This is a genomic window from Methylobacterium soli (genome assembly GCF_008806385.1).
GTDB classification, from domain to species: Bacteria; Pseudomonadota; Alphaproteobacteria; order Rhizobiales; family Beijerinckiaceae; genus Methylobacterium; species Methylobacterium soli.
On record NZ_VZZK01000016.1, the window covers coordinates 57784 to 83322 of the forward strand.

Genomic DNA, 25539 nt, shown 5'->3' on the forward strand with positions numbered 1-25539 from the left:
GAACCGCTTGAGAGGGCTGCGTGACGGATGGGGCGAGCCCGCGCATCGGCGGCTCGAACGGTCCGGCCCCTCTCTTCAAACGTGCATGCACCTGGGCTGCCCCATCACGCGGGCGGCCACCTGCCAACGGATCGAATCTGCCCGCACTGCGCCCGGCGCACGGCCCGAGATCCGCTGCTCTGAAAGACCAGACTTGACCCAATTCACTGATTTCGGCCTCGCCCAGCCCGTGCTGAGGGCGCTTGCGGAGGCCGGCTACCAGAATCCCACGCCGATCCAGGCGCAGGCGATTCCCCCCGCCATGGAGGGCCGCGACCTCTGCGGCATCGCCCAGACCGGAACCGGCAAGACGGCCGCCTTCGCGCTGCCGATCCTGCACCGCCTCAGCCTCGAGAACCGCCGCGCCCCGCGCCGCGGCTGCCGGGTGCTGGTGCTCTCGCCGACGCGCGAGCTCGCCAACCAGATCGCCGAGAGCTTCTCGGATTACGGCCGCCATCTCCCGCTCACCAACACGGTGGTGTTCGGCGGCGTCACCATCGGCCGCCAGGAGCGGGCGCTGGCGCCGGGCGTCGACATCCTGGTCGCCACGCCGGGCCGGCTGATCGACCTCGTCGACCGCCGCTCCCTGACGCTCGAGGGCGTCGAGATCCTGGTCCTCGACGAGGCCGACCAGATGCTCGACCTCGGCTTCATCCACGCGCTCAAGCGCATCGTGAAGATGCTGCCGCAGCAGCGCCAGAGCCTGTTCTTCTCGGCCACCATGCCGAAGAACATCGCCGGATTGGCCGACCAGTACCTGCGCAATCCCGTCCAGGTCGCCGTGACCCCCGTCGCCACCACCGCCGAGCGCGTGGAGCAGCAGGTCATCTTCGCCCATACGGGGGCCAAGCAGGCCCTGCTCGGCCACATCCTGCGCGATCCGAAGATCGAGCGCGTGCTCGTCTTCACCCGTACCAAGCACGGCGCCGACCGGGTCGTGCGCGGCCTCGAGAAGAGCGGCACCGCGGCCTCCGCCATCCACGGCAACAAGTCGCAGCCCCAGCGCGAGCGCGCGCTCGCGGCCTTCAAGGACGGGTCCTGCCGGGTGCTGGTGGCCACCGACATCGCGGCCCGGGGCATCGACGTCGAGGCGGTGAGCCACGTCGTCAATTTCGACCTGCCCAACGTGCCGGAGAGCTACGTCCACCGCATCGGCCGCACCGCGCGCGCCGGGGCGAACGGCCTCGCCATCTCGTTCTGCAACGACGAGGAGAAGGCCTATCTGCGCGACATCGAGCGCCTGACCCGCCAGAAGGTGCCGGTGGCCCCGTTCCCGGCGGATTTCACGCCCCCGAGCCGCCAGGAAGCCGCCGAGATCGCCGACAGCGAGGAGCGCCGTCCGGGCCCGCGCGGGCAGCGTCCCGGCCAGCGTCCGCAGGGGCAGCGCCCCGGCGGCCAGCGCCAGGGCCGTCCCTTCGGGGGCGGGCGTCCCGGCGAGGCCGGCCGCGGTGGCCGCCCGCAGGAGGGCCGTCCCGGCGGGCGCCCGCAGGAAGGTCGCCCGCAGGATGGGCGCGGCGAGCGCCGCGACACGCGTCCCGCCAGCGGCCGCCCCGAGCAGAACGCCCGGCCGGACCGCGGCTCCGAGGGCCGTCCGACGCAGCGCCCCGGCAACCGTCCGCGCAGCGGCGGCGGCGAGGGCCGGGCCATCGGCTGGCTCGAGCGCTCCCCGCGCTCCTGAGTCGCAACGCAAGCTCCGATCACGATCCGCGCCGCCCCGGACCTCCGGGGCGGCGCTTCGCGTTCGGGAGCCGGGGCGCGGCATCACGGCCCCGGGATTTCCGCCCGCCATATTGCCAAGCCGCCCGCGCGCGCCATCTCACCCCCGGAGACGGCAAGGGGAGGCGGCGGCATGCGCTTCGAACTCTATCGCGATGCGGGTGGGGAATGGCGCTGGCGCCTGCGGGTGCAGAACGGCAACGTCATCGCGGATTCGGCCGAGGGCTATGCCCGGCGCGAGGATTGCGAGCACGGGATCAGCCTCGTGAAGCAGAGCGGCGCGGCCCCGACCGTCGACATGACGACCCGGATCGCCTGACGCCCCTCGCGCCGCGCGCCCTCCGTCTCCGCGAAACGCTTTGGGCGGTTCGCGCGTTTGATGCAGCCGGGTCTCGGATCTGAAACCCTTCGCCCGAAAACGTCCACCGACACACCAAGGAGTTGTGAACGTGCTGAGGAAGTTCGTCCTGGCCGCCCTGCTGGCCCTCGGTTTCGCTGCCGCAAGCCCGCAAGGCGCCTCCGCGGCCCCCGTCGGGCCGGCCCTCGCCCTCCAGAGCGAGGCGGCCCCGGCGCTCGCCGAGAAGACGCAGTACTATTACGGCCGTCGCTTCTACGGCCCGCGCCGCTTCTACGGCCGCCCGTATTACGGACGCCGCTTCTACGGTCCGCGCCGCTTCTACGGCCGCCCGTATTACGGCCCGCGCCGCTTCTACGGCCCGCGCCGGTTCTACTACTGATCGGTCCTCCGCGCTCCCCGCGGACCTCGCCCGGCGGCTCCCCCGAGCCGCCGGGCTTTTTCATGCGCGGTCGCCCCGGCGTTTTTCCAAGGCCCGGATTTCCTGATATCCTGGGCTTCGCGCGAGACGGCCCGCGACAGATCGGGCCGCTCCGGAGGACACGCCATGGACGACGTCGCGACCCGGGCCACCGCCCCCCCGAAGGCCCCCATCCTCGATTCCTTCGCGCCCCCTCGGCGGGCCGCGCGGACCGGATCCGGCCCAGCCGGGCTCTGGCCATCGATCCCGCTCGAATGCATCGTCTGCGCGGTCGCGGTCTTCGCCGCGGCAGGCCTGAAACTTGCCGGGCTGATGCCCTGATCGGCGCCAGGCCGGTATTCGCGCGCAAGGCGCCTCGGAGGGACGGTCCGGATGAACGAGGGGAGAACGGTGGCGGCCGAGCCGCGGGGCGATCTGACGGTGCGCACCATCGCGATGCCGGCCGACACCAACGCCAACGGCGACATCTTCGGCGGGTGGGTGCTCTCGCAGATGGACCAGGCCGGCGGCATCGCGGGGGTCGACCGGGCGCAGGGACGGGTCGTCACCGTGGCCCTCGACGCCATGACCTTCATCCGCCCGGTGCGGGTCGGCGACGTGCTCTGCGTCTACACCCGGGTGGCGAGCGTCGGGCGCACCTCGATGAAGATCGACGTGGAGGCCTGGGCCCGCCGCTTCTGCACGCAGATGCGCGAGAAGGTGACGGAGGCGACCCTGACCTTCGTGGCGATCGACGACGAGGGCCGCCCCCGCCCGATCCCGCAGGACGCGCGCGCCAGCCCGGGATGAGCCGCCGGGGCCATATCGCGGGTCGCGGCCCGCGTGCCACACGCCACACGCCACACGCCACACGCCACACGCAGTGGTTTCATTTCCTGAAAAACTCGCCTACAACACCGGTCGACGAGGGTTGAATCTTCGCACCGGAGTGTCGTCGATTGCAAGCTTTTGGTTCGAGCAAAGCTTCCGCTGCGCGCGCCGAAGAAAGACCGTGGATACAAGCCGGAAACAATCGGCGTGAGATCCTTCGGCCGCTTCACGAAGACTGGCAACCGAGTCAGGAGACCGAGGCGGCGCCGGGCTCCAACCTGACTTGGCACACCTTGCAGCCGCGCGAGAATCGCTGGGCCTGCCTCGGCCAGCGGCCCGCCATCGCGTGGTTCACGGGCCTGTCGGGGGCCGGCAAGTCGAGCATCGCCAACGCGGTGGACCGGGCGCTGACCGCGCAGGGGCGCCACACCATGGTGCTCGACGGGGACAACCTGCGCCTGGGCCTCAACCGGGATCTCGGCTTCAGCCCCCGCGACCGGGCCGAGAACATCCGCCGCGCCGCCGAGACCGCCCGGCTGATGGCCGAGACGGGGCTGATCACCATCGTGTCGCTGATCTCGCCCTTCCGGGCCGAGCGCGCGGCGGCCCGCCTGATCGCGGGCGACATCCCGTTCCTGGAGATCTTCATCGACACGCCGCTCGCGATCTGCGAGGCGCGCGACCCGAAGGGGCTCTACGACCGGGCGCGGGCGGGCAAGATCCCGGATTTCACCGGCATCTCGGCACCCTACGAGGCGCCGGAGGCACCGGACCTGACGATTACCACTCATGGTTGCAGCGTGGCGGATTCGGCCAGGGCGCTGATCCCCGCGCTGCTGGGCCTCAGCGCCCCGGCGTGAGGCGGCACGCCGCCGCTCACTCGGCGGCGAACAGATTCCAGGCCTCGGCCCGAGGCGCCTGCGCCGGCTCGGGGGTGGACGGCGCGGTGCCGAGGTCACCGGCAGCGACCCTGAGATCGGCGGCGGCCTTGATGTCGGCGGCGGCGGCCTTGGGATCCCCCGGCGCGGTCTCGCAGGCGAGCGCCGGCAGGGCCACGATGCGGTTGCCGCGAAAATCGTTGCGGCACACGATGGCGCCGCGGCTCTCGACATAGCCGAGGAGACGCCGGGCCCGGCCCGGCGAGCGGCTGCCGATGGCCCGCGCCAGCGCGGCGTCCCCGGGGCAGGGCTCGTCCGCGAGCGCCGCGCGGGCGAGCAGCAGGTAGAGCCCCTGCACCTCCTCGGGCATCGCGGCGGCCGCCTCCTGCGCCTGCGCCCAGCGCCCGTCCGCCTCCGAATCGGCCGCCGCCGTCAGGGCCGCCTCGTCGATGCCGGCCCGCGCGACGCTGAGCGCCCGGCGGAAGGCCGGCAGCCCGATCGCCTCCCCGTCGAGCCCCCGCATCCGGCAGCGCACCAGGAAATCCTGGTAGACCACCGCGACGGACTGCCCCCCCGCATCCGGGTCGCCGATGAGGCCGCGCAGCACCGCCTCGCAGCCCGCGCGGTTCTCGGCCGCGCCGAGCGCCGGGGGCGCCTCGACGGGCTCGGGCCGGTAGGCGCTCAGCTCGCGCATCAGGTCGGCCGGGCTCACGCGGGGCTGGGCCGCCGCCCGCGCGCTGGGCGCGCGGGGCGGCAGCAGCGCCTCCTCGGGCGAGGGCGTCAGGATCAGGGCGCGCAGATCCGCCTCGCTCGGTTCCGGCAGGGGGATGAGCTTGGGCGAGCCGGAGCGGGCCGAGGTCGCGACCGGGCCGATGCGCAGGGCGAGCGGACGCCGGCTCAAAGCCGGCCCGAGGGCCACGAACTCGCCGCGGGCGAGGTCGCGGAAGCGCTCGGCGCCGCGCCGGTCGAGGCCCAGGAGATCGGCGGCGCGCGCCATGTCGATGTCCAGGAAGGTGCGGCCCATCAGGAAGTTGGTGGCCTCGGCCGCCACGTTCTTGGCGAGCTTGGCCAGGCGCTGCGTGGCGATGACGCCGGCGAGACCGCGCTTGCGCCCGCGGCACATCAGGTTGGTCATGGCCCCGAGGGCGACCTTGCGGGCCTCGTCCGAGACGTCGCCGGCGGCGGCGGGGGCGAAGATCTGCGCCTCGTCGACCACGACGAGGACCGGGTACCAATGCGCCCGCTCGGCCTCGAACAGGCCACCCAGGAAGGCGGCGGCGGCGCGCATCTGCGCCTCCATGTCGAGGCTCTCGAGGTTGAGCACCACCGAGACCCGGTGCGCCCGCACCCGCGCGGCGATGGCCTGGAGATCGGCCTCCGGGTGGGCGCCGTCGACCACCACGTGGCCATAGGCCTCCGACAGGGTGACGAAATCGCCCTCGGGGTCGACCACCACCTGCTGAACCTGGCCCGCGCTCTGCTCGAGGAGCCGGCGCAGCAGGTGCGACTTGCCCGAGCCCGAATTGCCCTGGACCAGCAGGCGGGTGGCGAGGAGTTCCTCGAGGTCGAGCCGCGCCGGCTCAGGGGCATTCTGCCCCGCCGCGCCCATGCTCAGACCCATCTCGATGCCGAACGCCATCACCGCTCCGGTTGCAGGCCGTGTGCCGAAAATCCAATGCCCCGCGGGGATCCGGCGGATCCCCGCGGGGCGCCGGACCCTAACACGCGGGGGCAGGCGCCGTTTCCGCCCCGGCCCGGCGCATCCACAGGGATGGGGTCGCAGGGCCTGCCAGCCTGGGTCTTCGTGCCTAGGTCCGAGAGCCTAGGTAAATTGGCTTAGGGTCATAAGCCTAGGAACGATGCCGTCCACCCCCTGCCCGTCCGGCCCTCCCCTGCCCCCTTGGCGGGCTTGGCTTCGCGGTGTCCTCTTGGCCTTGCGGTGTCCTCCTGTCTCGCGGTGTCGCCGTGGCCATTCGGGCGGCCCCGTGCGAAGAAACCCGCCCCCGGAGCCGTCACCATGCGCCGCAACAGCCTCACCGACATCCCGGGCATCCGCGTCGGCCACGCGGGCGACGCGCGGGTCGCGAGCGGCACCACCGCGATCCTGTTCGACGCGCCGGTCACGGCGGCCGTCGACGTGCGGGGCGGGGGGCCGGGCACCCGCGAGACCGACCTCCTCGACCCCGAGCGCACGGTGGCGGGCATCGACGCGCTGATCCTGTCCGGGGGCTCGGCCTTCGGACTCGACGCGGCGGCCGGCGTGGTGGCGTGGCTCGCCGAGAACGGGCGCGGCTTCCCCATCGGCGGCATGCGGGTGCCGATCGTGCCGGGCGCGATTCTGTTCGATCTCCTCAACGGCGGCGACAAGGATTGGGGCCGCTACCCGCCCTATCGCGAGCTCGGCTACGCGGCCGCCGCCGCGGCGGCGGCGGATTTCGCGATCGGCTCCGTCGGGGCAGGGACCGGCGCCCGCACGGCGAACCTCAAGGGCGGCCTCGGCACCGCCTCGGCGGCGGTCGCGGGCACCGGCCTGTCGGTCGGGGCCCTCGTCGCCGTCAACGCCTTCGGGCGGGTCACGATCGGGGAGGGGCCGCATTTCTGGGCAGCCCCCTTCGAGCGGGAGGCCGAGTTCGGCGGGCTCGGCTGGCCCGGGCAGGTGCCGCCCGCCGCCCTCGCCTTCCCGGCCCGCGCGATGCCGGGCGCCTCGACCACCCTCGCCGTGGTGGCGACCGACGCGGTGCTGACGAAGGCGCAGGCGCGCCGCCTCGCGGTGGCGGCGCAGGACGGGCTCGCCCGGGCGATCCACCCGGTGCACACGCCCCTCGACGGCGACGTGGTGTTCGCGGCGGCGACGGGCCGCCGCCCCCTGGCCGATCCGGTCATCGACCTCGCCCGCCTCGGGGACGCGGCGGCGCAGGTGCTCGCCCGCGCGGTCGCCCGGGGCGTCCACGCCGCATCCGCCCTGCCCGGCCTGGCGACGATTCCCGCGGGGGCCGCCCCGTCGTTCCTCGGCCTGCCGCCGGCCTGGGCGGACCTGTTCGGGAAAGACGCCTGAGGCGCCTCAGCCCGCCCCGTCGATCGCCTCGCGACCGTCCTGCAGGAGCTGTGCGAGGCCGGCATCGACCTCGGCGCCGAGCATCGCGCGCTCGGCCTCGGTGAGGTCCCGGGCCCATCGCGGCCCGGCGAAGCCGTCCGCGCAGCGCGCCCGCTCGGCGGCGATGTAGGCCTCGGTCTCGGCGGGCTGCGTGCGCAGGGCCTGGACGAAGCCGAACCAGGCCGCCCGCTCCACCACCGCCAGGCGGGCGCGCAGGCGGATCATCACGGCCCGGTCGGGGCTCACCTCCGGGCCGCCCTCATCCCGATCGCTCATGCTCGCTCCCTCAGCGCCGCGGCTCGCAGCGGGTCTTGACGTAGCTGCCCTCGCCGCCCGCATGGCCCGCATTGGCGGCCAGCACAGGCCCCTGGATCAGGCATTCCTGAAGGGTATGGGCCGGCCCGGTGATCACGTCGAGCGCCGTTTCGCGGGAGCAATCGGGGGCCTGGACCGTGGAGGCGCAGACGAGCGCGACGACGAGGATGGCATTCATGGAACCTCCCTGGCTCCGATGCGGGCGAGCACCCGAGCGGGCGCGCGGGAGCCGGCGAGGGAGCCGGCAAAAGAGACCGGCAAGAGAAACCGGCAAGAGAGACCCGCAAGAGAGACCCGCAAGGGGACGCCGCCAAGGTGCGGCAGAATTCCGGTCTCCCCAAGGGCCCGCGTCGTCGCAGGGGAGGGGCGCCCGGGCAGAGGGGCCGCTCAGGCCGCGGGGGCGGCGGGCGCCCGGCGGGCCCGGGCCGCGCTCAGCGTGCTGCCCGCCGAGGCCGCCACGATGCAGGCGATGGCGAGCCCCTCGGGCAGGCTCAGGCGCTCGCCCAGGATCGCCAGCGCGGCGAGCGCGGCGATGGCCGGCTCGAGGCTGAGCAGCACCCCGAAGGTCTGGCGCGGCAGGCGCTTCAGGGCGACCATCTCGAGGCTGTAGGGCAGCGCGCTCGACAGGATCGCGACCATGAGGCCGAGGCCCATCAGGCGGAGGTCGAACAGGGCGGCGCCGGCCTGCGCCACGCCGACGGGCAGCACCACGAGGGCCGCCACCGCCATGCCGAGGGAGACCGCCTGCCCTCCGTGCAGCCGCCCGGCCCGCTGCCCGAACACGATGTAGAGGGCCCAGCACAGGGCGGCGCCGAGGACGCAGGCGAGCCCGACCGGATCCAGCGGCTGCAGCGCGGCCGGGGCGGCCAGCCGCCTGGGCAGGAGCAGCAGGGCGAGCCCGAGGGCGGCGAGGCCGATCCAGAGGACATCCGCGAGCCGGCGCGAGGCGAGGAGCGCCACCGCGAGGGGCCCGGTGAACTCGATCGCGACCGCGATGCCGAGCGGGATCGTGCGCAGCGACAGGTAGAACAGGAGGTTCATGGCCCCGAGCACGGCCCCGTAGAGCGCGAGCGTCCCGGCATCGCGCCCGGACAGGGGCCAGCGCCAGGGCCGCCAGAACGCGCAGAGCAGCAGCGCCGCGAAGCCGACCCGGTAGGCGGTGGTGCCCGCCGCCCCGATGGCCGGGAACAGGTGCTTGGCGAAGGCCGTGCCGACGCAGAGGCAGACGATGCCGGCCACGAGGGCGCCGACGAGCAGCAGCAGCGGGACGCTGCCCGGCCGGCTGGGAACGTCCGGCCGGCTCACCGCGCCGAACCGCTCCCGTCGCCCGTCCCCGGCCCGTCCTTGGCGGCGAGCCGGTCGATCAGCCCCTGCATGCCGCTGGGCACCGGGCTGTCGGGCTCGCGGGCGTAGAGGGTGCGCAATTGCCGCCCGATCTCCGCCAGGCTGAGGGAGCCCTTGAGAATGACCCGGTCGGCCTGGGTGGCGAGGCTCGCCTTCTCGGCCTCGGTGATCTCCTTGGCGGTGAGCACCACCACGGGCACGTCGCCGCCGTCGGGCCGGGCCCGCAGGGCCCGCAGGAAGCCGAACCCGTCCATCTCCGGCATCATCAGGTCGAGGAGGATCAGGCTCGGGAAGCCCGCGTCGAGGCGCGTGAGGGCGGCGGCGCCGTTCTCGGCCTCGTCCACGGTCCAGCCGTCGCGGGTCAGCGTCCGGCGCAGGCGCTCGCGGGCGTCCCGGTCGTCGTCGACCACGAGCACGCGGCCCTCGACGCCCTCGGGCCGGTAGCGGTCCATCAGGCTCTTGAGGCGGCCCCACGCGATCGGCTTGACGAGGTAATCGGTGGCGCCGAGCGCCTGGCCGAGGCCCTGCTCGGCCACCACCGAGGTCATGATGACGGGGATGCCGGCGAGCTCGGGATCGCTGCGCACGGCGTGCAGCACCGCCCAGCCGTCCATGCGCGGCATCTCGACGTCGAGCAGGATGGCGCGGGGCTTCAGGGCGCGGGCGAGGGTCAGGCCGGCGCGCCCGTCATTGGCGGTGCGGACCCGGAACCCCTCGCGCTCGAGGAAGCGCTGCAGGATCTCGCGGGCGGCCGGGTCGTCGTCGACGAGGAGCACCGCGTCGTGCTCCTCGTGCTCGGGGATCACCGGCGCCTCGATGGCGCCCTCGGCCTCGGCCACCGCCTCGTCCTCGGGGCTGAGCTCGGCGGGCAGGCGGATCGTGAAGGTCGAGCCGGCGCCGTGCCGGCTCTCCACCGCGATGTCGCCGCCCATCTTGCGGCAGAAGGCGCGGGTGATGGCGAGGCCGAGGCCGGTGCCGCCGAACTGGCGGGTGGTCGATTCGTCGGCCTGGGCGAAGCGCTCGAACAGGCGCCCGATCTGCTCCTCGGTGAGCCCGATCCCCGTATCGGCGACGGAGAAGCTCAGCCAGTCGGCCCCCTCCTCCCGGTGGCGGCGCACCGACAGGGTGATGCGGCCCTCCTCGGTGAATTTCGCGGCGTTGCCGATGAGGTTCAGCAGGCACTGGCGGATCTTGGTCTGGTCCTGGTGCATCTCGCCGAGATCGGGTCCGAGATCGGCCGCGAAACGGTTGTGCTTCTTGGCGACGAGGGCTTCGGTGGCCGCCTCCACGTCCTCGACGAGGGACGCGACCGCGAAGGTCTCGCCCGAGACGGTCATGCGCCCGGCCTCGATCTTCGAGATGTCCAGGACGTCGTTGATCAGGCTGAGGAGGTGGCGCGCCGCCGTCTCGATCTTGCGCAGGTCCGGCAGCAGGGTGGACTGGCCGAGATCCTCCAGCTCCTCACCGAGCATCTCGGCGTAGCCGATCACCGCCGAGAGCGGCGTGCGCAGCTCGTGGCTCATATTGGCGATGAACTGGCTCTTGGCGAGGTTGGCCGCCTCCGCCGCCGCCCGCGCCCGCTCGACCTCGGCCTCCGCCTCCTTGCGCGCGGTGATGTCGACGTTGAGGCCGACCCATTCGCGGATCGCTCCGTCCGCCGCGAGCACCGGCACGCCGCGCACCTCGGTGTCGCGCCAGACCCCGTCGGCGCGGCGCAGGCGGTACTCGACCTGATAGGGCGTGCGGGTCTTGAGGCATTCCGCCCAGACCTCGGCGGCGTGGGCCCGGTCGTCGGGATGGACGGCGTCGACCCAGCCCCAGCCCTGGTAGGCCTCGTCGCTCTGGCCCGTATAGAGGCTCCAGCGGGGCTGCGGCGGCAGCAGCTCGCCCTCCGCGCTGGTGTTCCAGATCACCGCCGCCGAGGCTTCGACCAGCGCCCGGAAGCGCTCCTCGGACTGACGCAGGGCCGCCTCGGCGGCGCGGGCCTCGGTGACGTCGGTGTTGGTGCCGTACCAGCGCAGGATCCGGCCCCGCGCGTCCCGGTGGGGCAGGGCCTGGGACAGGAACCAGCGGTATTGCCCGTCGCGCCCGCGCAGCGGAAAGGTGTCCTCCCAGGATTCGCCCGCCGCGATCGCGGCCCGGAAGCGCTCCGTCACCGCCTCGACATGGTCGGGGTGGTGGACCTTGCGCCAGCCCCAATCCTGCATCTCGTCGAAATTCGAGCCGGTGTAGTCGTACCAGCGCCGGTTGTACCAGACGATGGTGCCGTCGGCCCGCGCCATCCAGGCGAGCTGCGGCAGCGCCTCCGCGAGATTGCGGTAATCGGCGTCTCCGATGTCAGGGTCCGGCATCGCGTCGTCTCGGCTCATGCGTCCATCGGCTCCCGGCCCGCCGCCCGCGGGCGCGCCTTCCATATAAGTTTCGGGAGCCGGTTCGGATCAGCCCGGCCGCCGGAATTCAGCGCGCGGGCGGTCCCGGCCGGGCGCCGCAATCGTGGGCGGCAAGCCGGGATGACTGCCCGGATGACTGCCCGGATGCTTGCCGCGATGCTTGCCGCGATGCTTGCCGCGATGCTTGCCGCGATGCTTGCCGCGATGCTTGCCGCGATGCCTGCCGGGCGGCCCGCCACGTGTCGAGGGCGTAGAGGGCGAGCGCCAGCCAGATCAGGCCGAACAGGGGCACCTGGTGGGGCGCCACCTGCTCGCCATAGGCCAGCACGCTGAGCCCGAGCAGGCCGGTCGGCGCGAGGTATTGCAGCAGGCCGAGGGTGGCGAGCTTCATCCGCTCGGCGGCGGCCGCGAACCAGATCAGCGGCAGCGCCGTCGTCACCCCGGTCAGGGCCAGGAGCCCGAGGGTCTGGCCGTCGCGCGGGGTCGTCTCCGGGGTCCAGGCCCAGTAGGCGAGCGCGAAGGGGGCGAGCAGCAGGGTCTCGGCCAGGAACCCGACCACCGGATCGACGCCGACGACCTTCCGGATCAGCCCGTAGAGGGAGAAGCTGGCCGCCAGCGCCAGGGCCAGCCAGGGCAGGGTCCCGGCCATGGCGACCGCCACGATCACGCCCGACGCCGCGATCACCACGGCGGCGATCTGCACCGGGCGCAGGCGCTCGCCGAGCACCGCGGCCCCGAGGGCGACGCTGACGAGGGGGTTGATGTAGTAGCCGAGGCTCGCGTCGAGCAGGTGGCCGCTATTCACCGCGGTGAGGTAGAGCAGCCAGTTCACCCCGATGAGGGCGGCGGAGGCCGCGAGCCATCCGTGCCGGGCCCGCAGGGGAAACGGGCTGCGCAGGCGGGCGCGCCACAGGGCTACCAGGGCGAGGGCGAACAGGCTCGACCAGACGATGCGCTCGGCCAGGATCAGGCCGGGGCTGAGATGGCCGAGCAGCCGGAAATGCACCGGGACCACGAGGCCCCAGCTCAAATAGGCACCGAGCGCGTAGACGAGGCCCACTTCCCGAGCTCCCTCCCCGCCCGCCGGGTGCGGCGGGGGCACGCCCGCCGGGTCCGGCGGGGGCAGGCTTCATAGCGGCCGATGGCGGGCGCCGTCAGGGCCTCCGGCGCCGGGCCTGCCCTGTGCGCGGCGCGGGGACCGCCTCAGCGCCGGACCGGGGCGATCGGGTCGCCGCGCATCAGGGCGTTCAGGCGCTCGGTGTCGAAGCCGTTCGGGATCTTGGGCGCGGCGGGCTTCGGCGCGAGGGCCGCGACCTTCGGCTCGGCCGCCCGGGTGCCGGGCCGGGCCTCGCCCGCCCGGGTCCCGCTCGGGCGGATTGCGCCGGGCGCGGCTCCGCCGGGCAGGATGGCGCCCGGCTTGCCCTCGCCGGGCCCCGGCTCGGGCAGGATCGAGCCGGTGGCGGAGGGTTCCGGCGGGAGGGCGTGGGCGAGGCGCGGGGCCGGCTGCAGGTGCGCGAGCCGGTCGGCGCAGGTGAAGCCGACGATGCCGGTGCTGGCGGCCACGACGGCGCCCACGGCGAGGAGACGCAGGATACGCAAGGGCGAACTCATCCCGGATACGCGAACAGGGCACCAGGATAGGCACGCGGCCGTTAACGAAGGGACACTCCCGGCCACGATTGAACGGAAATCCGATGAACCGCACCACCGACCACGAAGCCACGGCAAGCGACAGCCCCTTCATCCAGGGCCGCAACGCCCGCCTCTACGGCAAGCCGCGCAGCCAATGCCCCTATGCCGAGGGCTCGCAGGACCACGCCGCCTGGATGCAGGCCTACGAGGAGGCGTCGAGCCCGGAGGCCGACGAGGGCGGCGAGATCAAGCGCCCCTGAGGCCGCGGGGGCCCAAGGCGGGCCCCCTCCCCTTCACCCCGGGATCCGGCCGAGGAAGCTGCGGGCCCGGGGATGGCGCGGCGACGCGAAGAATTCCCGCGGCGGGGCGTCCTCGAGGATCTGGCCCTCGTCCATGAACACGACCCGGTCGGCGACCTGCCGGGCGAAGCCCATCTCGTGGGTGACGCACAGCATGGTCATGCCGCCCTCCGCGAGCCCCACCAGGGTGTCGAGCACCTCCTGCACCATCTCGGGGTCGAGGGCGGAGGTCGGCTCGTCGAAGAGCATGACCTCCGGGCTCATGCAGAGCGCCCGCGCGATCGCCACCCGCTGCTGCTGGCCGCCGGAGAGCTGCGCCGGGTGCTTGCCGGCCTGCCCGAGGATGCGCACCCGCTCGAGATGGCGGCGGGCAAGATCCTCGGCCGCCCGCCGCTCCATCCGCCCGACATGGATCGGCGCGAGGGTGCAGTTCTCCAGAACGGTGAGGTGAGGGAACAGGTTGAAGGCCTGGAACACCATGCCGATCCGGGGCCCGGCCGCGCCCGGGGCCCGCCCCCCGACCCGGATCGTGCCCGCCTGATGCGGCACGAGGCCGTTGATGCAGCGGATCAGGGTCGACTTGCCGGAGCCCGAGGGGCCGCAGATCACGATCCGCTCGGCCGGCGCCACCGCGAGGTCGATCGCGCGCAGGACGTGCTGGGACCCGAACCAGGCATTGACGCCGCGCAGCTCCACCGCGGGGGGCCGGGCCGGGGCATCGGGAGGATCGGCGGTCTCGGGCAAGGCCATGGGCGCCAGACAATGGCGGTTTCGGCCCCGGGCGCAAGCCGCGCCAAGCCGCGCCAAGCCCCGCATCCCTCGCCCGCGCCTCAATCCGCCCGGGTCAGCGCGATGGCGTTGCCCTCGATCAGCGAGAAGCTGATCCCGGCCGCCCGCAGGGTGGCGATGGCGGTCTGGCGGGAGCGGGCGGCAGGGCCGTCCGCGTTCTCCTCGAGGCGCCTGACCGTCGAGAAGGACAGGCCGCTGGCGCGGGCGAGGTCGGTCATCGACCAGTCGAGGAGCGCGCGGGCCGCGCGCAGGTGGCGGCCCTGGATGCCCTGCTCCAGCCCGGCCCCGAGATCCGGCTCGGGCCGGGGCGCGACCGTGTCGGCCGGCACCATCACCATGGTCCAGCTCTCGATGAGGCCCGCGGCGTCGCGGGACGGAACCAGGGTCATGCGGAACGGCACGCGCTCGCCGCCGGCGAGCCGCAGGGTCGGGGTGACGGTGAAGGGCTTGCCCGCCGCGTAGAGCTGCGGGATCTGCTCGCGCCAATGCGGCCATTCCTCGGGGACGGCCGGGACGACCCAGTTCTCGCAGATCTCCTCGCGCCGCAGCCCGGTCATCTCCAGGAACTCGGGCCCGTACTCGACGAAGGGCACGACCCGCTCGGTGAAGGTGAAGATCCGGGCCTGCCGGGCGAGGGCCCTGCGGCGGCGCTGCTTGAGCCTCTGCGCCCGGCCCAGGCGCTCGCGGTCGGTGACGTCGAGCACCACCCCGACCAGCCCCATGGGGCGGCCGTCGGGGGCGTGGAACACCTCGCCGCGGATCGCGAGCGCGCGCATCGTGCCGTCCCGCCGGACGATCCGGACAACGCGCTCGCCGAGCACGCCCGTGCGCAGGATCTCGGCGGGCTCGACCAGGCTCGCCCGGTCGTCCGGATGGGCGAGCTCGCGCAGGAGCGCGTAATCGGGCCGCACCGCGCCCGGCGCGATGCCGAGGATGTCGTAGAGGCCGGGCGACCAGGTCTGCTCGCCGGTGGCCAGCACCCAGCTCCAGGTCCCGGTCAGGCCCTGCGCCTCGATCATCCGCAGGAACTCGCGGGCTGCTCGGTCTAGCCGTTCGCTCTACAATCCGAAAACCATCACTTTATCAGGGTTTTAGCACCGCTCTCCATTACCGTATTCGACCGTAGAATCAATGCCGAAAAGATGCCAAATGGACGATTTTCGGACGCTCAGTGTGCTGGAAGTGCGCTGGAAATCGGATGGTTGGATCGGGCCTAAGTGACCGTCCTGTATGACGCTTCGAAGGCTGATCGAGGGCGTTGGGTGATGGTCGTAGGGGCCCCGTCGATAGAAACACCGGACTTCACAACTAGCCGGTCGACTCTAGCTTGTGTACGATTCCGAGCACAACCGAACGTGGTAGGGGAAACATGGCTGAGCGGTTCAAGAAAGCATTTTATGCCTATCCAGCTGAGCCGGCCGACCTCGTCAACACGATCTCCGGGGCATCGAAACTGGCTTCCCAATCCGGCTCCAAGCTTTCATTGAAGATTTGGCCCAATATGAGCGTATTTGGCGCAAATGTGCCAGATGAGGTAAGAGAAAGCATCAGAGAGTCTGATGTTGTAGTTGCCGACGTAACAGTCCCAAACCTAAATGTTTACTATGAGGTCGGCTTTGCAATCGGTGAGGGCAAAGCCGTCGCGCCAGTAGTAAATAAATCATTCGCGAATGCAACGGTAGACCCACAGCGTGACGGTATTTTTGACAATATTGGGTACAAAACCTACGAAAATGCCGACCAGCTTTTCAAATTACTCGGCGATCTTCCTTCAAATTCACTGATCGATTTGTACGGCAAGCCCATAAATTTTAATCAGCCACTATTTCTTCTAGACGCATTGCATAAAACCGACTTTATAAGCTCTATTGTTTCCGGCATAAAGGGGGCAAAAGTATTTTACAGAAGCTTCGACCCCGTTGAGATACCAAGATTTTCGACAATAACGATGATTTCGGAAATTACATCATCAGCCGGCGTCATCGTTCCCTACCTTGCACCCCATGTTGGCGACGCTGATCGACATAACCTGCGCGCAGCATTGCTGGCAGGGCTAAGTCACGGACTAAACAGAAGCACCCTCATAATTCGGATGCACAAACACGGTCAAAGCGGCCCCGCAGATTACAGGGATATGATCGAGATCGGTCAGAACGAGAAGGATATTTTCGATAGAGTGGGAGATTTCGCCAAGGCTGCCGTTATAGACAGCCATTCCATTCGGCCTAAGACACCAAAAAGATCAAGAAGCTCACTACAAAAACTCACACTAGGGTCGTCCGCAGCTGAAAATGAATTCCGCACACTGCAAAATTACTTTGTAGAAACATCAGAGTTCGTACGAACTAGACGTGGTGAAGTTAACGTTGTGGCGGGCCGCAAAGGTTCTGGCAAGTCCGCCATTTTCTTCATGGTGCGGGACGATTTCCGAGATTCAAAACATACAGTGGTCGTAGACCTCAAGCCCGAGTCGCATCAATTGAGCCTCTTTCGGCGCGAGCTTGCGTCGGTGATCGACGCCGGAGTTTTAGACCATACCCTTGCGGCCTTCTGGTACTTTGTTGTTCTTTCAGAAATTGCTTTGACCCTTAGGCGCAGCCTGCAACGCAAGTCCAAATTTGACGGTAACGCGTATGCTGGACTTAGGGAAATCAGCGAAAGCTTGGATATTTTTGATATCTCAGAGACCGGAGATTTTTCGTCGAGAATCAATAAGCTCGCTTCGTATGTCTTACAAGAAATTGAAAGGGCAAAATCTCAATCCAAAAAGATTACATCGGACAGTCTTACTAACATTGTGTTTCGGAATGGGATATCCTCACTTAAGAATGTTGTTGTAAAGTACACCGACAAGCGATCGCAAGTAGTATTTTTATTTGACAATATAGATAAGGGCTGGCCGACCAACGGAGTCGACAAGCTGGACGTGCGGCTTGTCCGCTTGCTGATAGAAACCCTCGATAAAGTGCGCAGAGATTTGGATACTCAAGACAGGGAATTTCTCTCGGTAGTGTTCCTCAGGAACGACATTTATGAGCTTCTGATGGATGAAACTCCGGATCGCGGCAAGGCAGCTCAGATACGTATCGATTGGACTGATCGAGTAAAATTACGCCAAGTTATATTGAAGCGGCTGCAGGACTCAACGCGCAACGTTGACGCAAAATTTGAGGAACTCTGGCAGCGGTTCTTCATCGAGAAAATAAGTGGCAAAGACTCATTCGACTATTTTGTCGAGCATAGCCTGATGCGTCCAAGATTCCTGATAAACATCATCGAAAATGCTGTCGCCAATGCTATCAACCGTGGTCACAGTGTAGTGGACGAGTCGGACTGCATAGACGCGGTGAGACAACATTCTAACTACCTAATCGACGATTTCGGTTTTGAAATTCGCGATGTCTCAAAGCTCCCAGAGGACCTATTGTATGCCTTAGTCGGAGCACCCAAGTTGCTTGCGAAAGAGGAAATCTTTGATCGTTTATCAAATTTTGTCAAAGAGGAAGATAGCAAAGATCAAGCGTTCAAGCTTATGCTTTGGTACGGAGTGTTGGGCATCATAAACCGGACCAACTCTGAGCGGTATATCTACGATTTTGACTACAACATGAAGAGACTGGAAGCCGAAATAAGAACAATATCGGGCGAAATTCTGTATGTCACAAATCCCGCGTTGCAAGTTGCGCTGGAATAAAAAAAGGGTCGCGTTAAGCGACCCGGCTGCATATTGGAAGGATTATACATCCTAAACTCACGACGCGTGGCCGCAAATTTCACGTTACATGACAGCCTCTCGAAGCTCGCGGTTTCCTACGACTCGCGGGCTTTGCACACGAATCGAACGATCCCTGATACCGCGTATGAGCCGAGACGGAAAGTCCAAAAATGCGATCCGTACGGCCGCGTGAGCCTAGGCATCTAAGGGATTGGTTTGTTCGATATGTGTACTCAACGCGCTTGAAGGTTAAGCCGCTGCGCTGAAACCACGCAAGACCTTAGGCTTTGGTGTTCTCCTCGTGACGCTACGATCCGCCTTCCGGCCATCCCTCGAACCATCAGGGTGCACCGTGATGGTGTGTCACATGGGTAAACTCATACGAGTCACTCGTTCGAGACACCCAAGCGAAGGGCCGAAATGTCTTTTATGACTCGACTTTTGCGTTCTGAGACACTAGGGTATGAAGGTCTAGACTCATAAGAGACAGGAGGGTCGCATAGCCACATACGGATACGCCAGAGTCAGCAGTTCCTCTCAGTCACTTACGATCCAGCAAGAAGCCCTGCGGGCTTTCGGTTGCGAGGTCGTCCGAGCCGAGACGCGAACAGGCACGAAGTTCGAGGGCCGCACCGAGCTTGAGACGCTCCTACAGTTCGCCAGGACGGGTGATCGGATCGTGGTCACACGCATCGACCGTCTTGCACGATCTATTGCGGACCTTGCCGGGATCGTGAAGCGGATGGAGGCGAACGGAGTACATCTGACCGCCATCGAACAGCCCGTGGACACCACCACAGCCGCAGGACGATGCTTCCTACAGATGCTCGGCGTGTTCGCGGAATTTGAGACAGCCATCCGTCGTGAGCGGCAGATGGAGGGCATCGCCAAGGCTAAGGCCGAAGGCGCCTTCAAAGGGCGCAAGCCATCCATCGATGCTGTCCGGGTTAAGGAGCTTGCAGCGTCGGGGATGGGAGGAACCGCTATCGCCCGCGAGTTGAACGTGAGTCGGGCGTCCGTGTATCGCCTAATGAGCGCCACTGACTGATCAGCGTGGTGCCTTCCTGACGGTTCTTGATCCCCATGTCAGCACGCGAGGCGAGTCGGGGAGGATCGTTCTGACGGTTTTAGGGATGGTGGCCCAGATGGAACGGCGTTTCATTTTGGAGAGGCAGCGTGAGGGGATAGCCACTGCGAAGAAGGCCGGGGTCTCTAAGGGTGGCACGCGGCGGGTGGATCGTGAGCGGGTGTTAGCTATGCGGGCTGATGGTCAAGGTCCAGCGGCGATTGCGAAGACGCTCGGATGCACATTTACCGGATCATAGAAGGCTTAGGACCGTCCACCGCGTTAAGGGCTGAACCGGTCATGCCAGCTTTCGTCAATGATCGGATTCATTTACGCCAATGTCAGGGATGATTTGGTGCTTAGGGTTATCAAAATCGATCATATATCGGGTCCTAAGCTTGTCTAAACTGATGTTTTTGATAAAGAATATCCTCGCTCCAAAACTGTCGCGTATCTGTTCCTTCAATTGATCCCAATCATCCACGTCGCAGTAGCTGTCGGAGCCCAAACAAGGCTCTTGCTTGGTCGCCTTTGTAGCGCCTGCGGGGTGCCAGTCTCTTTCGAGCTTGCTGATAGATCGCTTCTCCTCAAAGTTACCTCCGCATCGGAATTTATGCGCAATTTTGCAATATCGGTTGAACCTTCGGCCGTATCCCTGCCACGACCAAGAATCTAGATTAGTTTGGTTCGCTAAATCATCTATCTCGTCCGCACTGAGTCCAATTTGAGAAATAAATCTTTCTTTTACTGGATTCGAATTGTCGTAGTCAATTTTCTGAATCACCTGTAGAAGACCGCGACCACTTGCCGGTATCACAGACTCTTCCACCGGGAAGATAATTGCCGAAACACGTTGACCAGGTGTGAGCTTGCTACCGGACATATTGACCGCATCCTCCACGCTGTATCCTTTCAATTCTGCATAGGGAGAAACAAAAGTGTAGGCTGTGGTTGGAGGGCCGAGCGTCTTGAGTTTCGATATCGGTAAATCGAGATCAGATTCTGCGCCGGGAGAGTATGGAATTAGTCTTATAGCCCAATTTATCCGTTTGTTTTTATTGAGGTTATCGAACGCCTCGTCTTTGGACAGGGTGCGAATGCGGTTTTCATTTAACTTCATCAGGGCGAAAGAAGGTCCGGCTCCCGAGAACACAACACCGGCAACAAGGCTGCCGGCAGCTATAAACTTAAGCCACTCCGAGGTATCCTCAGGCTTCGTCTTAAACAATTTTTGTAGAGTATAAAGCGCAACAAAAAGTAATATTAACCCGATGGCAGTCAGCGTAGTTCCGACGCTAGTGTTCGTTAAAAGGTCCAAGAACTCTTTTGCGCTTTTCACGAAATTATCGAACATTCCCATGAAATCCGCTCTGCACGCAGTATTGTGGCCCTCAGCCTAAAGCCGAGCTTATCCATATTGTGCAGCCTTTTCAAGCCAGCCCAACTATCATGCCAGATTGCTGTCGGACAGTGCGGGCCAAGGAAAGCCTTTTTCCACCGCAATTGGTTCTCTATAGCGGCATTGAGGAGCAAATCAAATTTCCGGAGGAAGAAGACTCGGAATTCCCCCTCTAAGTATATGTGATCAGAAAACATACGCATTTCGACACCGGCAGGAAAGTTATCATGTTGTCGAAACTTCGTATAGATTGGAGTTCTGCAAATAGAAACCTCCAAGGACCGCATTCTCTAGATTTCAAGCTCCGGGGCATTGAAATTTCAGGACTTCTCTGACATTATGATGTCGGAGAGGTTTGATGACGAAGGATCATTATCACACGTTTTTTGCTACATTCGGGTTTCATAGTCGTTCACTGGCGGCGAGACATGTTCGCACAAGCTTATCGCATCCGATGCAGATAGGTTCTGTGCGGCCGTTTCTCCCTAGTGGACTAATCGGCATTACATTCTGCCCTGGTAAAAAACAGGAAGTCGCCGCGTCAGGGTCGTGGGATCGTGACCTGTCGGTGGATATCAAAGCCGTCCAAGCGCTCGGTGCTGTCGCACTCGTCACGCTTATTGAGCAGCACGAAATCGACGCCCTACAGGTCTGTGACATTGGTGAGGTATGCCGCCGTCACTCTATCGAATGGCTGCACCTGCCCATCCCTGACGTTTCCATCCCATCGGCACCCTTTGAAACGCGGTGGGCAATCGTCGGTGAAGGCTTGCGATCACGCTTGCGTAACGGCTTCAACATCGTGGTTCACTGCAAAGGCGGCCTCGGGCGTGCTGGAACGGTAGGCGCGAGGCTGCTGATCGAGCTTGGCGTGGAACCGTCCCGTGCTGTCCAGATGATTCGTGAGGCTCGCCCTGGCGCTATCGAGACGGATGGTCAATTGGCCTACGCCCTTCGCCAGCGGGTCGTGCCGGAGCGTCAGCCTTCAACTATGATAGCTGACGTTCGTGATCGTGCGCTCGGAGCGTTCGTCGGGCTCGCTGTGGGTGATGCGCTCGGCACTACCCTAGAGTTCAAGCCGCGCGATACCTATGAGCATCTGACCGATATGGTCGGCGGCGGTCCGTTCCGATTGAAGCCGGGACAGTTCACAGACGACACAAGCATGGCTTTATGCCTCGCAGACAGTCTGATCGCGCGTGACGGCTTGGACGAACGCGAGTTGCTGGAACGGTTCTGCCGATGGTTTGAGTTGGGCGAGAACTCCTGTACCGGAACGTGCTTCGACATAGGCAATGCGACGAGTGCAGCCTTGTCCGAATATCGAGCCACTGGGGACGTTCAAGCAGCGTCGGCTGATCCTCGCCTCGGAGGGAACGGTTCAATCATGCGGCTAAGCCCAGGGGCGATTCGCTACTGGAACGACGCCAAGAAACTGCGCGACACCGCCAGACGACAATCCGCGACCACCCACCCCGCTCCTGAGCCCGTAGACGGCAGCGAAGCTCTTGCCTTGCTCCTTGCCTCCCTGATTCACGGAACGCCGCTCAGCGAGGCTCTGAGCGCCAAATACGGTCCATTTTGCGAGCGTGTGCAGGCCGTCATGGATGGATCATGGCGAGGGAAGCACCGGGATGCGATTAGGTCGAGCGGCTATGTGATCGATACGCTTGAGGCAGCAATCTGGGCCGTTGCGTCGACCGGCAGTTTCGAGGAAGCGGTCCTACGAGCGGTCAACCTCGGGGATGATTCCGATAGCGTTGGGGCGGTATGTGGTCAGATCGCTGGTGCAGCGTATGGGCTGAGTGGCATCCCCGAACGCTGGCGTCAGAAGCTCGTGTGGTCGGATAGGATCAAGGGCTTGGCGGATCGTCTGTTCGCTGAGTCCTGCCGATGACGGACGCTCCCTTCATTCCGCACGCCATCGTTGAGACTGAGCACCGGATTCCGACCTCGATCATGCAGGCTGCGATTTACGGCGTCGCCAACATCATGCGGATCGACCTCGACGGTTCGCAACCGGAGGACACGTTCATCGAGCAGGCCATAGCGGGATTGCAAGCTAAACATGAACGATGGAGGACGGATCGTTGCCATGGACGGCTACCAGCGTTCGGAAAGCCTGTGTCGCTGGTCGTGAACTATGCCGCAGACCGTGCAACTCGATACGATCTTGACGGAAACGTGATCGAGCATCTGAATCAATCGGTCGAGATTGGGTCCGCGTCGGCCACAGTAGCACGAGGCAAGGTCAAGCTTGAGGTGAGATAGCTACTTCGTTGAAACAAGTTGGTAGGGCAACGCTTGAATTGCCCTACCAACGAATGATTCTATTGCTCGTTACAAAGCATCAGCGGAGACAACTGCTGAATTGAGGTTTGTAGACTGCACTCAATTTCTGCATTTTTTAGGCGCACGAGCATATAGGCAACGCTTAGCGCATGATGGACTCTGGCGATCTCTGTTACATGTAGCTTCATCAGGTTCTCGGGAGCGAAATGCAACCTCTCCTGCAAATCCTCGAATTCGCGAAGCAAACTATGATAGTCAAGCCCTGTCTCGGTATCTGCGTCCGTAATGTGTGCACGATACGCATACTCTGCTGCAACCGAGAGAACACGACACACAAAGCCCCTAGATAGGCAATCGTCAGAGCGTGAATATTCGGGGAAATTTTCGTGCAATGGGTGGAAGTTAGGCATAGGTTGGGTTGTACCTCTAAATCTGTCCGGTAAATTTGGTTTCGGCAGTGACAATTGGGCTCAAGTTAAGAATAAAATCTTGGAGCCAATTCATCAATTAATCATCAACGAAGCTTTTTTATCAATCGGTCAGCCTGTCTCTTTCTGTCTCTAGGTGACGACGATGTTGATACCGCTCGATACAATAGTAGTTGTAGATTGTTGATTGAAACTGATGCACGCCGTAACGCGATGTAGAGACTATAGAGTCCAGTGTCTCCGTTACCTCGCAATCGACCATAGCGATCCCATTCGGAGAACGCTGCATCGATCTTGGCTTGCTGTTCGCTAGTTAGTTCATCTGTTTCTCCGTCTTTAAGTATGAGCGGAAAATCATAAAAGGCATCGTCTACTTCGTATTGCAGCCGATGTTTCAGCCACTGGTCAACGTCTATCGGCGAACGATCATTGACGTACTCAAGAAAGAAGCTGTGACGATTATCCTTCGCCTGACACGGCAACATTGATAGACTTGCGGGATTAGGCCGACAATCGATCCCATCGAAAGGACGATTAGCGCTAGCGCACCGCTTCGCGTCTGTTTTCATTCCATTAATGTATCCGTCTAGATTGAGGTTATATCGAACTTGATGGTAGATCGCCCTACTCTCTTGTGGCGCCATAATTCTGCTAGTTGGAAGATAGAGCCGGAAGCGAGGTTGATCCTTCGTATGACTGAACGTGTTATAGGCGACGAACTGGATCATGGGGAAGTGACGGCTGAATTCCTCTGGCGTTAGGTCACCATTCTCGACGTCTATCCATATACCCCGGACGAATTCGACACTCTCCGAGCTTCTTTGCGTGCCGTCTGTCGCTAACGGGTTGAACATCGCACCGGAAACGCAGGGCAAGTCGTGTTTATAGGCATAGACATTGTTATGATGATTCCTCAAGTATGTAATGAACTTATCTTGTTTCATGCAGATGGATTTTGGGGACGTATCATACATGTTGTTGAAGAAAGAAGCGCGAAAGTTCCCGACGTATTTACCTATAGACTTATAAGCTAATTCGTCGGAGGGATTTAAGAACACGACTCTTGTAATCATATCCGGTGCGAATTTATCAGCGAAGCTGGCGCTCTGCGCTTTCCATTCCTTCCTTTGTTCCTCATAAGCACGTTTCCTATCCTTGTCCGTCTCGTGCTTTCTTGCAGGTCCAGGTGTTCCCTTTACAGGCTGAATAATGTTCAGGGACTCGATCACAGCACCTGGAAGCCTCTCAGCCAGAAGTTCCGCATCGACTCTGGACGCCACCACCCATTTCTTCGGATTGATTGTGTCATCGTTTCTCACCGAAGTGCGCATTAGAGCTTGATAGATTCCAAGATTTAGGCTGCGGGTTTGCATACATTCATCAAAGCCGCCTATGTGTGATAGGAACATCGAGGCATCCGGAGTGTGGTTATAGGCAGCGAGTACAACGGCATTGTGATAGTTCGCGTATTCATTCAAACCGTGTGACATAGGCGGTAAGACGTCTCCTTCTGGAACTTTATTCAGGACTGATTGCGAAAGCCAATCTTTGTTCTCAAGCCACACAAAGGGTTCGCCATTCATTACTTTAGTTGCAGCCGTCCTAAGCTCGGAGTTGCCCATCTCATGAAGCTTGTTCCTCTGATATTTGCTATTCCGATCTTCATAGCCGTAGTAGATTTTGATTGACGGATTTATTGGATGGATACGACGGAGCAACTTGCTAACTACACATGCGTCCTCTCGCCACTTCACTCCCAATCGCTCCCAATAATCATACATCAGGGTATCTTTGAGCCCCGCAGCAGTCACTGTTACCTTTTCAAATCCGTCTAGCCACCTGAACGACATTAGAGAATACAAACTTAACTGCCCGCCATTCGTCAGCTTATGCTTCAAGTCACTGTACTGTTTTGATCGGACGTAATGTCTGTAATTATCATTTAACAGTAGCAATGCGAGTTCTTTAAGCTCTACCCACAAACGGTCCTTACCGCTATTTTCAGCGATTCGTCTAAGCATCGTCCTGTCTGTCACTTCGATCCGGCCGTACCTTGCATCAGTTTTCGGAATGGATAGACAGTCAGTTACGAGCGCAAAGCTTTCTTGCAGCCCAATGGTTTGTTGTTCAAATACCGGAATACCTTCATCGATGAAAACCTGCCATCGACTCTTCCGATTGATATAGGGCAGCTTCGTGAAACACTGACGACAGATGACAAGAATTTCCCCATACGGACCGGCCTTGTCTAAATGTTCACAAACCAAATGAACGACACTTTGGCCCTGCTCGACCTTGTAGTCTTCGCTGTAATACGCTTTGACTTGCGTAGTTGGATTAATGGTGTTGATCGTCGCCTCAATCTCGCGTCCAAGCTTGACAGTCGGAACAACTATCATAGTTTTCTTTCCGGCCGCGTGACGCTCAATCGCAATGGTGGCAGACGCATAGCTTTTGCCTGCGCCAGCCCGAAGGTCAGCGTAATGAATAATAGACATGATTCTCGTGTGTGTTAGGAATTAACTGGGTCGAAATTCTGCCCGCCGTCGAAACTCAA

At 64.2% G+C, this 25539-nt stretch carries 23 protein-coding genes and 1 pseudogene; 13 read left to right on the plus strand and 11 right to left on the minus strand.

Annotated features, from left to right (window positions below; genetic code table 11):
• Nucleotides 1–193: 193 nt before the first annotated feature.
• From F6X53_RS16225 to cysC, 6 genes are all read left to right on the plus strand, one after another.
• Nucleotides 194–1717 (plus strand): DEAD/DEAH box helicase, encoded by a 1524-nt coding sequence (locus F6X53_RS16225; protein ID WP_151001250.1) that lies wholly within the window; start codon nucleotides 194–196, stop codon nucleotides 1715–1717.
• 171 nt (nucleotides 1718–1888) lie between these two features.
• Entirely contained in the window at nucleotides 1889–2074 is a 186-nt protein-coding gene (locus F6X53_RS16230; RefSeq protein WP_151001251.1) for a YegP family protein, read from the plus strand.
• A 130-nt stretch (nucleotides 2075–2204) separates the two neighbouring features.
• Nucleotides 2205–2492, plus strand: a complete 288-nt coding sequence (locus F6X53_RS16235; RefSeq protein ID WP_151001252.1) for a hypothetical protein — start codon at nucleotides 2205–2207, stop codon at nucleotides 2490–2492.
• A gap of 165 nt (nucleotides 2493–2657) precedes the next feature.
• Complete coding sequence (locus F6X53_RS16240) at nucleotides 2658–2852, plus strand: hypothetical protein (protein ID WP_151001253.1); 195 nt, start codon at nucleotides 2658–2660, stop codon at nucleotides 2850–2852.
• A gap of 51 nt (nucleotides 2853–2903) precedes the next feature.
• Nucleotides 2904–3320 carry an acyl-CoA thioesterase gene (locus tag F6X53_RS16245; RefSeq protein ID WP_151001254.1) on the plus strand — a complete coding sequence of 139 codons (417 nt, stop codon included), beginning with the start codon at nucleotides 2904–2906 and terminating at the stop codon, nucleotides 3318–3320.
• 299 nt (nucleotides 3321–3619) lie between these two features.
• Nucleotides 3620–4201 carry an adenylyl-sulfate kinase gene (gene cysC / locus F6X53_RS16250; protein WP_280526036.1) on the plus strand — a complete coding sequence of 194 codons (582 nt, stop codon included), beginning with the start codon at nucleotides 3620–3622 and terminating at the stop codon, nucleotides 4199–4201.
• A 16-nt stretch (nucleotides 4202–4217) separates the two neighbouring features.
• Here the strand turns inward: cysC and F6X53_RS16255 are convergent, their stop codons facing one another.
• Nucleotides 4218–5858: a helicase HerA domain-containing protein gene (locus tag F6X53_RS16255; RefSeq protein ID WP_151001256.1), complete on the minus strand. Its 1641-nt coding sequence runs from the start codon at nucleotides 5856–5858 to the stop codon at nucleotides 4218–4220.
• 378 nt (nucleotides 5859–6236) lie between these two features.
• On the opposite strand from F6X53_RS16255, the gene F6X53_RS16260 reads away from it, so the two are divergent.
• Nucleotides 6237–7274, plus strand: coding sequence for a P1 family peptidase (locus tag F6X53_RS16260; protein ID WP_151001257.1), 1038 nt, complete (start codon nucleotides 6237–6239; stop codon nucleotides 7272–7274).
• Between the two features lie 6 nt (nucleotides 7275–7280).
• Here the strand turns inward: F6X53_RS16260 and F6X53_RS16265 are convergent, their stop codons facing one another.
• The 6 genes from F6X53_RS16265 to F6X53_RS16290 form a co-directional block, all read right to left on the minus strand.
• A complete protein-coding gene (locus F6X53_RS16265; protein WP_151001258.1) occupies nucleotides 7281–7589 on the minus strand; it encodes a hypothetical protein in 309 nt (102 codons plus the stop codon).
• Nucleotides 7590–7599: 10 nt separating this feature from the next.
• On the minus strand, nucleotides 7600–7806 hold the full coding sequence (locus F6X53_RS16270) for a hypothetical protein (protein WP_151001259.1): 207 nt from the start codon (nucleotides 7804–7806) through the stop codon (nucleotides 7600–7602).
• 209 nt (nucleotides 7807–8015) lie between these two features.
• A complete protein-coding gene (locus F6X53_RS16275) occupies nucleotides 8016–8933 on the minus strand; it encodes an EamA family transporter (protein WP_151001260.1) in 918 nt (305 codons plus the stop codon).
• Complete coding sequence (locus tag F6X53_RS16280) at nucleotides 8930–11341, minus strand: hybrid sensor histidine kinase/response regulator (protein ID WP_238296180.1); 2412 nt, start codon at nucleotides 11339–11341, stop codon at nucleotides 8930–8932. The genes F6X53_RS16275 and F6X53_RS16280 overlap by 4 nt, the downstream gene beginning before the upstream one ends.
• An 88-nt stretch (nucleotides 11342–11429) precedes the next feature.
• A complete protein-coding gene (gene rarD / locus F6X53_RS16285) occupies nucleotides 11430–12422 on the minus strand; it encodes an EamA family transporter RarD (protein WP_151001261.1) in 993 nt (330 codons plus the stop codon).
• A 143-nt stretch (nucleotides 12423–12565) separates the two neighbouring features.
• Nucleotides 12566–12961: a hypothetical protein gene (locus F6X53_RS16290; RefSeq protein ID WP_151001262.1), complete on the minus strand. Its 396-nt coding sequence runs from the start codon at nucleotides 12959–12961 to the stop codon at nucleotides 12566–12568.
• 95 nt (nucleotides 12962–13056) lie between these two features.
• Between F6X53_RS16290 and F6X53_RS16295 the strand changes: the two genes are divergently transcribed.
• Nucleotides 13057–13254 carry a ribosome modulation factor gene (locus F6X53_RS16295; protein ID WP_151001263.1) on the plus strand — a complete coding sequence of 66 codons (198 nt, stop codon included), beginning with the start codon at nucleotides 13057–13059 and terminating at the stop codon, nucleotides 13252–13254.
• A 33-nt stretch (nucleotides 13255–13287) separates the two neighbouring features.
• On the opposite strand, the gene F6X53_RS16300 is transcribed toward F6X53_RS16295, so the two are convergent.
• Together F6X53_RS16300 and F6X53_RS16305 are read right to left on the minus strand one after the other, a co-directional pair.
• Nucleotides 13288–14043: an amino acid ABC transporter ATP-binding protein gene (locus F6X53_RS16300; protein WP_151001264.1), complete on the minus strand. Its 756-nt coding sequence runs from the start codon at nucleotides 14041–14043 to the stop codon at nucleotides 13288–13290.
• A gap of 80 nt (nucleotides 14044–14123) precedes the next feature.
• Nucleotides 14124–15101 carry a PAS domain-containing protein gene (locus tag F6X53_RS16305; RefSeq protein WP_151001265.1) on the minus strand — a complete coding sequence of 326 codons (978 nt, stop codon included), beginning with the start codon at nucleotides 15099–15101 and terminating at the stop codon, nucleotides 14124–14126.
• 350 nt (nucleotides 15102–15451) lie between these two features.
• On the opposite strand from F6X53_RS16305, the gene F6X53_RS16310 reads away from it, so the two are divergent.
• From F6X53_RS16310 to F6X53_RS16320, 3 genes and pseudogenes are all read left to right on the plus strand, one after another.
• Nucleotides 15452–17776, plus strand: coding sequence for a P-loop ATPase, Sll1717 family (locus F6X53_RS16310; protein WP_151001266.1), 2325 nt, complete (start codon nucleotides 15452–15454; stop codon nucleotides 17774–17776).
• Between the two features lie 520 nt (nucleotides 17777–18296).
• Nucleotides 18297–18845, plus strand: a complete 549-nt coding sequence (locus F6X53_RS16315; protein ID WP_151001267.1) for a recombinase family protein — start codon at nucleotides 18297–18299, stop codon at nucleotides 18843–18845.
• A pseudogene (locus F6X53_RS16320) lies at nucleotides 18844–19122 on the plus strand (recombinase family protein); the annotation flags it as partial. The gene F6X53_RS16315 and the pseudogene F6X53_RS16320, both read left to right, overlap by 2 nt.
• Before the next feature lie 54 nt (nucleotides 19123–19176).
• Here F6X53_RS16320 and F6X53_RS16325 read toward each other — a convergent pair.
• The gene (locus F6X53_RS16325; RefSeq protein ID WP_151001268.1) at nucleotides 19177–20217 is read right to left on the minus strand and encodes a hypothetical protein; all 1041 of its coding nucleotides are present in this window, start codon (nucleotides 20215–20217) and stop codon (nucleotides 19177–19179) included.
• A gap of 403 nt (nucleotides 20218–20620) precedes the next feature.
• Between F6X53_RS16325 and F6X53_RS16330 the strand changes: the two genes are divergently transcribed.
• Both F6X53_RS16330 and F6X53_RS16335 read left to right on the plus strand, forming a co-directional pair.
• Nucleotides 20621–22159, plus strand: a complete 1539-nt coding sequence (locus F6X53_RS16330; RefSeq protein WP_151001269.1) for an ADP-ribosylglycohydrolase family protein — start codon at nucleotides 20621–20623, stop codon at nucleotides 22157–22159.
• Complete coding sequence (locus tag F6X53_RS16335) at nucleotides 22156–22533, plus strand: hypothetical protein (protein ID WP_151001270.1); 378 nt, start codon at nucleotides 22156–22158, stop codon at nucleotides 22531–22533. Before F6X53_RS16330 ends, F6X53_RS16335 begins: the two co-directional genes overlap by 4 nt.
• 535 nt (nucleotides 22534–23068) lie before the next feature.
• Here F6X53_RS16335 and F6X53_RS16340 read toward each other — a convergent pair.
• A complete protein-coding gene (locus F6X53_RS16340; RefSeq protein ID WP_151001271.1) occupies nucleotides 23069–25480 on the minus strand; it encodes a hypothetical protein in 2412 nt (803 codons plus the stop codon).
• Nucleotides 25481–25539: the final 59 nt, after the last annotated feature.

Excerpts from the sequence above, each read along its gene's own strand:
- F6X53_RS16300 (WP_151001264.1), bottom strand. The coding sequence starts at position 14,043 with ATGGCCTTGCCCGAGACCGCCGATCCTCCCGATGCCCCGGCCCGGCCC.
- F6X53_RS16270 (WP_151001259.1), bottom strand. The coding sequence starts at position 7,806 with ATGAATGCCATCCTCGTCGTCGCGCTCGTCTGCGCCTCCACGGTCCAG.
- F6X53_RS16265 (WP_151001258.1), bottom strand. The coding sequence starts at position 7,589 with ATGAGCGATCGGGATGAGGGCGGCCCGGAGGTGAGCCCCGACCGGGCC.
- F6X53_RS16260 (WP_151001257.1), top strand. The coding sequence starts at position 6,237 with ATGCGCCGCAACAGCCTCACCGACATCCCGGGCATCCGCGTCGGCCAC.
- F6X53_RS16335 (WP_151001270.1), top strand. The coding sequence starts at position 22,156 with ATGACGGACGCTCCCTTCATTCCGCACGCCATCGTTGAGACTGAGCAC.
- F6X53_RS16340 (WP_151001271.1), bottom strand. The coding sequence starts at position 25,480 with ATGTCTATTATTCATTACGCTGACCTTCGGGCTGGCGCAGGCAAAAGC.
- F6X53_RS16255 (WP_151001256.1), bottom strand. The coding sequence starts at position 5,858 with ATGGCGTTCGGCATCGAGATGGGTCTGAGCATGGGCGCGGCGGGGCAG.
- F6X53_RS16245 (WP_151001254.1), top strand. The coding sequence starts at position 2,904 with ATGAACGAGGGGAGAACGGTGGCGGCCGAGCCGCGGGGCGATCTGACG.
- F6X53_RS16305 (WP_151001265.1), bottom strand. The coding sequence starts at position 15,101 with ATGATCGAGGCGCAGGGCCTGACCGGGACCTGGAGCTGGGTGCTGGCC.
- F6X53_RS16230 (WP_151001251.1), top strand. The coding sequence starts at position 1,889 with ATGCGCTTCGAACTCTATCGCGATGCGGGTGGGGAATGGCGCTGGCGC.
- F6X53_RS16310 (WP_151001266.1), top strand. The coding sequence starts at position 15,452 with ATGGCTGAGCGGTTCAAGAAAGCATTTTATGCCTATCCAGCTGAGCCG.
- F6X53_RS16240 (WP_151001253.1), top strand. The coding sequence starts at position 2,658 with ATGGACGACGTCGCGACCCGGGCCACCGCCCCCCCGAAGGCCCCCATC.
- F6X53_RS16325 (WP_151001268.1), bottom strand. The coding sequence starts at position 20,217 with ATGTTCGATAATTTCGTGAAAAGCGCAAAAGAGTTCTTGGACCTTTTA.
- F6X53_RS16280 (WP_238296180.1), bottom strand. The coding sequence starts at position 11,341 with ATGAGCCGAGACGACGCGATGCCGGACCCTGACATCGGAGACGCCGAT.
- F6X53_RS16330 (WP_151001269.1), top strand. The coding sequence starts at position 20,621 with ATGACGAAGGATCATTATCACACGTTTTTTGCTACATTCGGGTTTCAT.
- F6X53_RS16295 (WP_151001263.1), top strand. The coding sequence starts at position 13,057 with ATGAACCGCACCACCGACCACGAAGCCACGGCAAGCGACAGCCCCTTC.